At 67.5% G+C, this 10,724-nt stretch carries 10 protein-coding genes; 2 read left to right on the plus strand and 8 right to left on the minus strand.

Annotation, left to right across the window (positions count from 1 at the left end; genetic code table 11):
- Positions 1 to 890 (minus strand): amidohydrolase (locus G582_RS0113030; RefSeq protein ID WP_038054208.1); only part of this gene is annotated, 890 nt, incomplete at its 3' end.
- A 217-nt stretch (positions 891 to 1,107) separates the two neighbouring features.
- On the opposite strand from G582_RS0113030, the gene G582_RS16715 reads away from it, so the two are divergent.
- Together G582_RS16715 and G582_RS0113040 are read left to right on the plus strand one after the other, a co-directional pair.
- Positions 1,108 to 2,676, plus strand: coding sequence for an ATP-binding response regulator (locus G582_RS16715; protein ID WP_156880523.1), 1,569 nt, complete (start codon positions 1,108 to 1,110; stop codon positions 2,674 to 2,676).
- Positions 2,673 to 4,286, plus strand: coding sequence for a class I SAM-dependent methyltransferase (locus G582_RS0113040; protein ID WP_028840197.1), 1,614 nt, complete (start codon positions 2,673 to 2,675; stop codon positions 4,284 to 4,286). The genes G582_RS16715 and G582_RS0113040 overlap by 4 nt, the downstream gene beginning before the upstream one ends.
- On the opposite strand, the gene tssE is transcribed toward G582_RS0113040, so the two are convergent.
- The 7 genes from tssE to G582_RS16725 form a co-directional block, all read right to left on the minus strand.
- Positions 4,271 to 4,699 carry a type VI secretion system baseplate subunit TssE gene (gene tssE / locus G582_RS0113045; RefSeq protein ID WP_169380646.1) on the minus strand — a complete coding sequence of 143 codons (429 nt, stop codon included), beginning with the start codon at positions 4,697 to 4,699 and terminating at the stop codon, positions 4,271 to 4,273. The genes G582_RS0113040 and tssE overlap by 16 nt on opposite strands.
- Before the next feature lie 91 nt (positions 4,700 to 4,790).
- Positions 4,791 to 5,282, minus strand: coding sequence for an Hcp family type VI secretion system effector (locus G582_RS0113050; protein WP_028840199.1), 492 nt, complete (start codon positions 5,280 to 5,282; stop codon positions 4,791 to 4,793).
- A 40-nt stretch (positions 5,283 to 5,322) separates the two neighbouring features.
- Positions 5,323 to 6,807, minus strand: coding sequence for a type VI secretion system contractile sheath large subunit (gene tssC / locus G582_RS0113055; RefSeq protein WP_038054211.1), 1,485 nt, complete (start codon positions 6,805 to 6,807; stop codon positions 5,323 to 5,325).
- A gap of 49 nt (positions 6,808 to 6,856) precedes the next feature.
- Positions 6,857 to 7,369, minus strand: a complete 513-nt coding sequence (gene tssB, locus G582_RS0113060) for a type VI secretion system contractile sheath small subunit (protein ID WP_028840201.1) — start codon at positions 7,367 to 7,369, stop codon at positions 6,857 to 6,859.
- A gap of 190 nt (positions 7,370 to 7,559) precedes the next feature.
- Positions 7,560 to 8,639, minus strand: coding sequence for a type VI secretion system protein TssA (gene tssA / locus G582_RS0113065; RefSeq protein ID WP_038054214.1), 1,080 nt, complete (start codon positions 8,637 to 8,639; stop codon positions 7,560 to 7,562).
- Between the two features lie 17 nt (positions 8,640 to 8,656).
- Positions 8,657 to 10,225, minus strand: a complete 1,569-nt coding sequence (locus tag G582_RS0113070) for a type VI secretion system membrane subunit TssM (RefSeq protein ID WP_051247250.1) — start codon at positions 10,223 to 10,225, stop codon at positions 8,657 to 8,659.
- Between the two features lie 189 nt (positions 10,226 to 10,414).
- Positions 10,415 to 10,724, minus strand: a 310-nt coding sequence (locus tag G582_RS16725; RefSeq protein WP_038053958.1) for an IS1595 family transposase, incomplete at its 5' end; no start/stop codon positions are given.

The raw sequence follows: 10,724 nt of genomic DNA on the forward strand, positions 1-10,724 counted from the left end.
GAGGCATCGCATTCGGCGCAGCAGATGCGCTTGACCGCCTGCAGCATATGCGTGCGCACGCCCTCGTCATAGGTGCGCATGTTGAGCTTGATGGTGGCGTCGTCGGGGATGATGTTTTCCTTGGTCCCCGCCTGCAGCGATCCGATGGTCAGCACCGCGCTGTCCAGCGGCGCCACCTCGCGCGACACGATGGTCTGCAGGCGCATGACCGTGGCGGCCGCCATCACCACCGGATCGATCGAGGTCTGCGGCTGCGAGCCGTGCGAACCGCGTCCGAACAGCTTCACCTTCAGGCTGTCGGCCGCCGACAGGATCACCCCAGGGCGGTAGCTCACCGTGCCGGCCGCACCCACCATCACGTGCTGGCCCAGCACCACGTCGGCGTGCGGCAATCCGGCCGCCTCCCAGTCGCCGGCCATCGCGCTGGCGCCCTGCGCGGTTTCCTCGCCGGGCTGGAACACGATCATCACGGTGCCGCGCCACGCGTCGCGCGCGTTGGCCAGCACGTGCGCAGCACCGAGCCCCCACGTCACGTGCAGGTCATGGCCGCAGGAATGCGCCACGCTCACCGTCTGCCCATCGGCATCGGCGGCGATGACGGTGCTGGCGTAGGGCAAGCCGGTGTCCTCGGCCATCGGCAGCGCGTCCATGTCGGCACGCAGCATCACCGTGGGGCCGTCGCCGTTGCGCAACACGCCAACAACGCCGGTGACGCCGACGCCGCGGGTGACCGCATAGCCGAGTTTCTCGATGTAGTCAGCGGCGATGCCCGCGGTGCGGTGCTCCTGCATCGAAAGCTCGGGATTCCGGTGCAGGTCCCGGTAGATGTCCAGCAACTGCGCTGCCATCTCCTCGTATCGCGACTCCAGTGCAGCCGTCAAAGCGTTCATGCACGGTCCTGCCCATGAGGTGCGGAAAGCCTACACCCGCCGGTGCTTGCGGAGTTGATCATGGCCGCCGGCGGTACTGACTTCCATCCCGCCTGCGATGGCCGCAGACCCTGCCGCAATCCGTTTGCCGCGATATCTCCGGCAATCACGACGAGGCTGGCACGTGCAGGCATCCCCGGCCCCGACGGGCCCGAGTCCGGTTCGACCGCGGGATTCCATGCTCCGGCAATGGGCGTGGCGGGTGGTGATGCCACTGACGTTGGCGGTGTTCATCGCCTTCTGCCTGTTGGCCTACGGCGCATGGCAGCTGTCGCACGGGCCACTGGCCAGCGGGCTGGTGCTGGCGCTGTGGCTCAGCGGCCTGCTGATGCTGGGTGCGCTGGGGCTGGTGGTGGCGCTCAGCTGGGACATCGCGGTCCAGGTCCTGCGCCCGCTGGACGAGCTGGGCGTCGCGATGGACAAGCTGGGTCGCGGCGAGCCGGTGCATGTGCATCCGCTGCGACGGGAAGGCGCGATCCGCCGGCTGCAGCTGGGCGTCAACCAGGCTTCCAAGCTGCTGGCCAGCGCGCGCAACCGCATGCAGAGCGAGCTGGGGCGCGCTTCCATCGAGCTGGCCGACAAGAACGCCAAGCTGGAAGCGGCCAGCCAGGCGCGCTCGCGCCTGTTGGCCGCCGCCAGCCACGACCTGCGCCAGCCGCTGTACGCGCTGACGCTGTTCTCCTCCACCCTGCGCGCTGGCGAAACCGACCCCGACAAGCTGGCGCGGATGGTGCACATCGAGGAATGCGTGGCCTCGCTGGACCAGCTGTTCTCGGAGCTGTTGGATCTATCGCGGCTGGAGGCCGGCAGCATGCGTGCGGAACCGGTGGACGTGTACCTCGACGGCGTCTTCGACGAGGTCAGCCGCAATTTCCGCATGCTGGCGGAGTCACGCGGCCTGCGGCTGGTGGTGCGCAAGACCGATGCATGGGTGCACTGCGACCGCACCATGCTGGCACGCATCCTCAACAATCTGGTCAGCAACGCGCTGCGCTACACCGATGCCGGCGGCGTGCTGATCGGCGTGCGGCACCAGGCCTCCGGCAGGATCCGGGTGGAGGTGTGGGACACCGGTTGCGGCATTGCGCCGGAACACCAGCACCGCGTGTTCGAGGAGTTCTATCAGGTCAAACAGGCCGATACCCGCACCGGGGAACGCAAGCGCGGACTGGGGCTGGGGCTGGCGACCGTGCAGCGGCTTGCGAGCCTTGTCGATTGCCGGATCGCCCTGGCATCGCGGCTGGGCCGCGGCACGCGGGTGTCGATCACGCTGGAGCCGGGCACCGTCCGCGCGCCCGGCAGCAGCGACGGCATCGATAGCCCGCTAGACCTCGGCGGCCTGCGCGTGCTTGCGATCGACGACGAGCCCGGTATTGCGGAAGGCCTGCGCGTGCTGCTGCAGGAATGGGGCTGCGATATCCGCACGGCGTCGGACGAAGCCGGCGCGCTCGCCCGGCTGTCCGACTGGACCACCCCGCCCGACCTGGTGCTGAGTGATCTGCACCTGCAGGACGAGCACAGCGGCCTGGAAGTATTGGGAGCGATCGCCAGTCACTACGGCGCCGACGCACAACACCCGCCTTTCGCGCGCCTGCTGGTGACCGGCGAAACCCGGCCCGAGCGGGTCGACGCGATCATGGCCAGCCATATCCCGGTGCTGTTCAAACCGGTAGCTCCGCACCGATTGCGCGAAGCCATGCTGGCGGCCGTGCTGGCAGCCCGCGCACGCACGGGAGACACCGCATGAGCACGGAGTTCGCCTACGACACCCTGGAATACCCGGCCCATGTGCTGCCGCAGATGCATCCGTCGCGGTTGGCCGCGATCGGCCGCCTGCACGGGCTGGCCTGCGCCGCGCCATCGCACTGCCGGCTGCTGGAGGTCGGCTGTGGCGATGGCCTGCAGCTGCTGGCACTGGCGCTGGCGTATCCGCACTCGCAGTTCGTCGGCATCGACATGTCCGAAAAGGCGATTGCACGCGGCGAAACGTTCCGGCAGCGGCTGGGGCTGGACAACCTCGCGCTGGCGCAGGCCGACCTCACGCAATGGGAGCCTGGCGAGCGGGCGTTCGATTACATCACCGCCCACGGATTCTATTCATGGGTACCGGCGCAGGTGCGCGAGCATCTGCTTGCGCTCTGTCGGCAGAAGCTGGCCAGCGCCGGCATCGCGTACATCAGCTACAACGCCCTGCCCGGCTGCCATCTGCGCCGCCTAGTGTGGGACATGCTGCGGCATCACTGCGCAGACGTCGACGAACCCGCCGCCCGGATCGCCCATGCCCGGCAATTTTTGCGCTGGCTGGGGGCCGCGACGCCGGAAGGCAAGCCGTATGCGGCGGTGATCCGCGATGAAGCCGGCGAGCTGCTGCGCCGCACTGACCATAGCGTGCTGTTCCATGATGACCTGGCGCAGATCAATGAGCCATTGAGCATCACGGCCTTTGCCGCGCAGGCGCAGGCGCACGGCCTGGAATTCCTCGCCGAGGCCGACTACCACGAGATGAGCGATGCGGCGCTGGCGCCGGAAGCACGCCCCGGACTAGCCGCGCTGGCCAACGGCGACCTGCTCCAGCGCGAGCAGTACCTGGACTTCCTCAAGGGGCGCCGCTTCCGGCAAACCCTGCTATGCCGGGCCGAGGCGGCCGTCATGCGACCGGCCGATGCATCCGCAACGCGAGGCCTGCAAGCAGCCGGGCACCTGCAACGGGAGGAGGCCCGCACCGGCAGCGGCGATGACGCGGTCGTCTTCCGCGGCAGCAGCGGCAGCAGCGGCAGCGCCGGCAACGCGGTATTGAGTACGGACCACCCGGTCATCCAGGCCGCACTGGATGTGATTGGCAGTGCCTTTCCCATGCCGTTGGCATTCGACGCGCTGCTGACGCGGGCGCGCGCCACATCGCGAAGCGTCGCCAGCGAGGACGAGGACGCCGACGCACTGGCGAAGGCGCTGCTGCGCGGGTTCGAACATGGACTGCTGGGGCTGCACTGCGAGCCTCCGGGGTTTGCCTCGGAACCCGGCGCCACCCCACGCGCCAGCGCGTTGGCGCGCCTGCAGCTGGAGGCCGGCGCAGACTGCGTTGCGAGCCTGCGGCCCTCCATGGTGCGGCTGGACAGCCGGTTGGCGGTCGAACTCATCCAGCTGCTCGACGGCAGCCGCAACCATGAAGCGCTCTTGCAAGACCTGGCGCTGCGGATGGCATCGTTGCCGGCTGAATCCAACGACGGCGAACAACCCATGCGTTCCGCCGCCTGGTGGCGACAGCACCTGGCGCCGCAATTGATCGACGGGTTGCAGCAAGCCGCGCAAATGGCTTTGCTGGAAGAGACGCCGTCGCCGGCTCAGCGCACCACGTAGGTCTGGGTATTGAGCTGCAGCACGGCATCGAACTGCACCTTCTCGTTGTCCTCGCCCAGCTCCATCAACGCATCGACCCGAAAGCGCAGGGCCCGATCCAGCTCGCGCTGCGGCTCCAGGGTGACCCGGATCCGGGTCAGCCGGCGTTCGTGCAGGGCGATCGCCTGTTCCAGCGAACGCCGGATACGGTCGCGGTCGTGCGGGCTGAGCAGGCTGTAGGAGGAAAAGTCCAGGATGCCGTAGGTCAGCGATGAGGCGCGGCATTCCTTGAACGCCTCCGGGATCATCCGTGCGGCCTCCGAACGGGTGTTGAGCAGGCTCTCCAGATCGCGGGAAATGCTGTTGCGGATGTCGGTAATCGACACCCGCCTGCCTGCGTCCTCCGGCAACGCCACGTCAACCAGCCGATCCATCAATCCGCGCATGTCCTGCCCTCGCCGCGCATCCGCAAAATGGCAACGGCCCGCCGCGACATGCGCGACGGGCCGTCAGGTTGGATCACGATCAGGTCGCCTTGTTCAGCGCGCGATCGTACTGGGCGATGATGGCGCCCTCCAGGCTGCCGTCCGCCTTCTGCGGCATGTATTCGTACTTCATCTTGGTGTAGTTGAGGCTGAAGGCATCGACCGGAATCGACGAGCCACCCGCGTTGCCGCCAGTGGTGAACGAACTCACCATCACGTCCTCGAGGGTGATCTTGAAGTACTCGACCTGGCCGCCCTTGCCGCCGGCCTTGCGGGCGGTCAGTACGGCCTTCTTGATGTGTTCGCCGGACGCGGCAGCCTTCACCAGCAGTGGGCTGGCCTTGTCGGTCTGCTTGGTGAAGGTCAGATCCTGGAAATCGGCCTTGCCGGTGCCGCCGCCGCTGCCACGCCCCATGTTGCCGGCGTTGCTGACGCCCCAGGAGAACGAATCGATCTCGATCTTGTCCTTGTGCTTTTCGTCCAGCGACTCGCCCTTGATGCCGTCGAGCTCGAGCAGGTAATCGGAAGCCATCGTGGTATCTCCTCAGGTTGGAATGGAAAACGGATAGTCGTCAGCGGGCCGACTTGGGCAGTTCCGCGACCAGGCGCAGGGACACGCTCAATTCGTCCAGCTGGTAATGCGGGCGCAGGAACGCCACCGACTTGTAGGCGCCGGGCTTGCCCGGGATCTCCGCCACTTCGATGCGCGCCTCGCGCAGCGGGTACTGCGCCTTGGCCTCCTGCGAGGCGTTGTCGTCCAGCAACACGTACTGCGAGATCCAGTTGTTGAGGAACAGCTCGACGCTGGACTTGGAGGCAAAGCTGCCGATCTTGTCGCGCATCATCGACTTCAGGTAGTGGGCGATGCGGCTGACCGCGAAGATGTACTGCAGCTGCGAGGACAGGCGCGCATTGGCGTTGGCGGCATCGGTGTTGTATTCCTTGGACTTCTGCGCGGACTGGGTGGAGAAGAACGCCGCGTAGTCGGTGCCCTTGCAGTGCACCAGCGGGATCAGCCCGAGGTCGGCCAGTTCCTTCTCGCGGCGGTCGGTGATCGCGATCTCGGTCGGGCACTTCAGCGCCACTTCGCCGTCGTCGGTGGCGAAGGTATGGGTGGGTAGGCCCTCGACCAGGCCACCACCCTCGACGCCGCGGATCGCGGCGCACCAGCCGTACTTGGCGAAGGCATCGGTCACCTTGGTGCCCAGCGCGTAGGCGGCGTTCATCCACAAGTACTTGTTGTGGTCGGTACCGTCGGTGCGCTCGACGAAGTTGAACGCCTCCACCGGCGCGGTATCGGGCCCGTACGGCAGGCGGCCAAGCACGTGCGGCATCGCCAGACCCACGTAGCGGGAATCCTCGGAGGCGCGGAAGCTCTTCCACTTGGCGTATTCGACGGTGTCGAAGATCTTGGCCAGGTCACGCGGGCCGGACAGCTCGGTGAAATCGTCGAAGCCCAGCAGCTCCGGCGAAGCGGCGCTGAGGAACGGCGCATGCGCGGCAGCGCAGACGTGCGAGATCTCCTCCATGAGGTACATGTCCTCGGGGTGGCGGCCGAACTCGAAGTCGCCGATGAGGGTGGCGAACGGTGCGCCGCCGAAGGTGCCGTATTCCTCTTCGTAGAGCTTCTTGAACAGGTTGCTCTGGTCGAAGTCGGAGGCGTTCTTGAAGTCCTTGACCAGTTCCTTCTTGGTGGTGTTGAACACCTTGATCTTCAGGGTGGTGCTGGTTTCGGAGTTGTCGACCAGGTACTTCAGGCCGCGCCAGCTGCCTTCCAGCTGCTGGAACTCCGGCGCGTGCATCACTGCCGAGAGCTGTTCCGACAGCACCCGGTCGATTTCGGCGATGCGTGCATCCAGCGCGCCGATGGCGTCCCGCGACACGGTCATCGCGCCATCGCTGACCTGCGCGACCAGCTCGGCGATCAGGTCGCGGGCGCGGCTGCGCTCGCTGTCGGAACGGGCGATCTTGCTCTGGGTCAGGATCTGGTCGAGGAGGCCGCCCTCGGCGGCTTCGGCGGCGGCGGCGGGGGCCGCGAGGGTTTCGGTATTGGCCATGATGTCGTGTGCTCGCTGCGGGTCGTGATCGTCGATTGCGGGTGGCAGCTCAGTCGTCGGACGGGGTGCCGACTTCCTTGCTCAGCTGGGCGATCTTGTCGGTGTTCTGCAGAACCTCGTTGAGCAGATCCTCGAACTTGTCGTTGCCTGCCGCCTTGTTGCGCAGGTCGGCCAGCTTCTGGCGCGCTTCCAGCAGCTTGCGCAGCGGCTCGATCTGGTTGGTCACGCGCTCGGGCGAAAAGTCCTCCAGGCTGCGGAACGTCAGCTCCACGCCGAGCTTGGAGCCGTCGTCGGCAAGCTTGTTGTCCACCTGCACCTGCACCCGCGGCTTCATGCCCTTGAGCACGTCGTCGTAGTTGTCCTTGTCGACGTTGACGAACTTGCGGTCCTTCATCTTCGCCAGCGGCTCCGCTGGCTGGCCGCTGAAGTTGCCGATCACGCCGGCCACGAACGGCAGTTCCTTCTTCTCGATCGCATCGCCCACTTCCACGTCGTAGGTGAGCTGCACGCGCGGTGCGCGCACGCGGTCGAGCTTGTGCTGGGTGCTTTCCTTCTTGGCCATGAGATTCCCCGGGCGTGTTTTGTACTGCGGGTGTCTGGGCCGGGAACGCGGCGCATTGGCGGCGTGTCCCGGGACATGCAATCGAGTCTAGGAAGCGCGCCGCGGGCGCAACATCCGTCGGACGGCCAGACTTGGACATATGCCGTTCGACGTGGCCGCGACGCGGCGGGGTTTGCGTGCCCCCGTCGCGTCAATTGCCGGACGGCAGGCCGACCCGCTCGCGGATCGACGCCAGCGTGCTTTCGTCGCGGATCACTTCGGCCAGCCACTGTTCCAGCGGCATGTCGGCCCACGCCACCGCGCGGTCCAGCAGGTAGGCCACCGGGCTGTGCGGCTCGGTGCGGCGGAAGAAACCAGCGATGTCGTTGAGTGCGCGCAACGCCGCCTCCTTCGAGGCCAGGCTGCCGCCGCCCAGATTGAGCGCGCCCGCCGCGGCCTCGCCATTGCCGCCGCCTTCACCGGCAACGCCGTCGGCCGCGACCTCGCCGTCGGCCGCCACGGCCCCGCCGATGCCCTTGGCTGCTGCCACCCGCGAATAGATGGTCTGGATCTTCTTCAGCGCGTCATCAAGGGCGCCGAGGCTGGGCGCTTCGCGGCCAAGCCGGCCGTCGGCCATCGCGCTGAAGCGGGCGAAAGCTTCGCGCGCCGCCTGAACCTGGTCGCTGCGCTCGCGCACCAGCGCCTCCGGAATCGCCTGCATGCGGCTGTCGTAGGTTTCGCCGTTGACCCGACCTTCGTCCAGCGCGGCCTGGTAGGCCTCGGCGTTCTGGCGGCCGAGGTTGTCGACCTCGCGCGAGTCGACCCAGCTGGCCAGGGTCAGCGCCGCCTGCGGGTCGTCGTTGAGCAGCATGGTCTGCAGCACGCGGCTGCCGTAGTTGGCGAACCAGGCCAGCTTGCCGGCGCGCTCTTCCAGATCGCCGTCCTCGGCGCGCGGATACAGGCCGTCCCAATAGGTGTCCAGCAGCCCGGTCAGCAGGTCGAAGGCGTCACGCGCGCCTTCCAGGCCATGCCTGGCAATGGCCGCCTCGGCCAGCCACACCGCTGCCTGCAGGTCCTTGCTGGTGCGCAGCAGCACGTCTTCGGACAGGCTTTGCGCTTCGCGCCAGTCGGCGACCTTCAGTTCGGTCTGCCAATCGCCCTGGGCAAGGTTGGGGTCATCGGCGCGACGCGCTTCGCGGATGCGGTCGAACTGGTCGGAAAAGCTGGCATCGCTGCCGGCGGGGTCGCTGCCGGGAATCGGCGCGAGGAGTTCGGTGACGTCGATGGCCATGGGCCCTCCGGTTGCGGTTATTCGAGGATCTCGCTGGGCACATCGGCGCGCGCGGTGCTGGCGCCGAGGTAACGCTGCATTTCGTCGGACAGGTCCGGCTTCAGGAACACCCGCGCGCCGCGGAAGCCGGCCGTCGCCAGCTTCTGCCGCAGTTGGTTCCACTGCGCGGGGCTGTAGCTGGCGCGGAAGTCCTCAAGGCCGTAGGCATGCGAACCGGCGGCGAAGTCGCGGATCAGTTCGGCGAAGCCGTCGGCGCCGGCATAGGTGCGCACCAGTTCGAGCTCTTCCGGCGGCGCGGCCTGCATCGCGCTGGTTTCCGGATCGAATTCCTGCACGACCTCGCCAGCTTCCGCCGCCGGCAACGCGATGGCGATGCGCAGCCGCGCCGACAGGCAGTTGGAGGGCGACCAGAACACCTGCGCGGTGGCTTCCGCCAGCGACGCGCCGGCCGAACTGGCGCGATAGACGCGCTCGCGGCATTCGACCTCGAACACCGTGCCGGACGGCCCCTCATCCAGCGCGCCCAGCTGGCTGGGCTGGACCAGAGTGAAGCTGCCGGCCAGGAACGGGGCGACGTCGCCCAGCACCGGCAGGAACTTGCGCTCGGCCGCCACCATGCCCTGGTAGGCGGCGGTCAGCGGCATCGCCACGCCGTCCACCTTGACCGGCAGGCGCTCCTTCTCGCTGATGAAAGGCTTGAGCCAGTCGTTGACGAACGCGCCCAGCTTGCCCTGTGGCCCGTACAGCGCCTCGACCTGCTGGGCCGGCGGCAGCGCCGCCAGCGGCTTGACCACGCTTTCGCGCCAGCGCTCCTGCACGAATTCGCCGGCGCGATGGACGGTGAGGAACAGCAGCAGCCGGGCCGGCCCCTGCACTACCGACCACGCGGCCAGGTCATCGCCCTTGAACGCGGTGGCGTATTTCTCGGCGGGCTTGTCCACCGCCTCGATCAGCTCGCCGTATTCGCTGGCGGGCGGCTTCTCGGCCTTGCCCTTGCTGGCGAACAGGTCGGAGGCGAGCTGGTAGACGTCTTCGCCGGACCCGTCGGCCTGCAGCCGCAGGTAGGCGCGCGCGTAGTCCGCGTCCTGGTTGGCCAGCACGGTTGCCTGCGTATCGCGCATCGCCAGCAGCCAGACCGGCGGCTGGATCTTCTCGCCGCCGAAGCGGAACGAGCCGGTGACGAAGCGGCCGAACGGCCGCCACGACGACAGCCACTTCGCCTTCATCTGTGCCCAGGTCAGCGCCCAGCGCGACGAGAGCGGCCAGTCGAACGGCAGCTCATACAGGTTGCGCTGGGCGGATTCGAAAAAAAGCGCGTAGGGATTCTGCTTGCCGCCGGCGCGCGCCAGCAGCTCGCCGTAGCGCCCGCGCCACAGGCCGATGCCTTCCTGAAAGCGCGACTGGTACTTCGCCCACTGGAGGAAATAATCGCGGAAATAAGCATCGCGCAGGTCATCGATGCGGCTCGCCCGTTGCGGTGCCTGCGCGCGCAGGGTCGCCAGCATCGGCTGCACCACGCCTTCCCAGGCGTCGGCGGTATAGGCGCGGGAAATGCCGGCCATCTGGCCCGCGTCGATGCCGACCACCGCGCCCTGCGGCAGCCAATGGTTGCCAAGATCGATGGCGCTGCCGCGGGCGTCCGCCCATTTGCGCAGATCCGGCGCGCGCGGCGTGTAGTTCGCCAGCAGCCGGGTCAGCAGGCCCTGAAGACGCGCCTGCTCGGCATCACGAAGGTTTTTTTTTGGCGCTGTTCGCGTTGTTTGTGGACATGGAGGTCATGTCATCGCCAACCTGAGCAATGACGCGGGTCCTGCGCCGACTTGGGCATTCCGCTCCAGTGCCCGGAACCACCCCAGGTAGTTCGGCAGATAGGACGTCGCCACGCCCCGGAATCGGGCCATCCAGCCCTTCAGTCGGCTGTGGTGCGCATTGACATTCTGGACATGCCACGCACCTCGCTTGCGCTCGCCGCGCAAGGTGTTCAGGGCGTGGTGCTCAATTCCCAGATCCCTTGCCGCACTTGCCAACATGGCGCTGCCGTCGGTGCACAGCACCGCATCCGACGCGATGGCGGTCGGCAGGACG

Source organism: Thermomonas fusca DSM 15424 (assembly GCF_000423885.1).
Taxonomy (GTDB): Bacteria; Pseudomonadota; Gammaproteobacteria; order Xanthomonadales; family Xanthomonadaceae; genus Thermomonas; species Thermomonas fusca.

Coding starts and splice junctions, on each gene's coding strand:
- G582_RS16715 (WP_156880523.1), top strand. CDS start 1,108: ATGCTCCGGCAATGGGCGTGGCGGGTGGTGATGCCACTGACGTTGGCG.
- G582_RS0113040 (WP_028840197.1), top strand. CDS start 2,673: ATGAGCACGGAGTTCGCCTACGACACCCTGGAATACCCGGCCCATGTG.
- tssE (WP_169380646.1), bottom strand. CDS start 4,699: ATGGATCGGCTGGTTGACGTGGCGTTGCCGGAGGACGCAGGCAGGCGG.
- G582_RS0113050 (WP_028840199.1), bottom strand. CDS start 5,282: ATGGCTTCCGATTACCTGCTCGAGCTCGACGGCATCAAGGGCGAGTCG.
- tssC (WP_038054211.1), bottom strand. CDS start 6,807: ATGGCCAATACCGAAACCCTCGCGGCCCCCGCCGCCGCCGCCGAAGCC.
- tssB (WP_028840201.1), bottom strand. CDS start 7,369: ATGGCCAAGAAGGAAAGCACCCAGCACAAGCTCGACCGCGTGCGCGCA.
- tssA (WP_038054214.1), bottom strand. CDS start 8,639: ATGGCCATCGACGTCACCGAACTCCTCGCGCCGATTCCCGGCAGCGAC.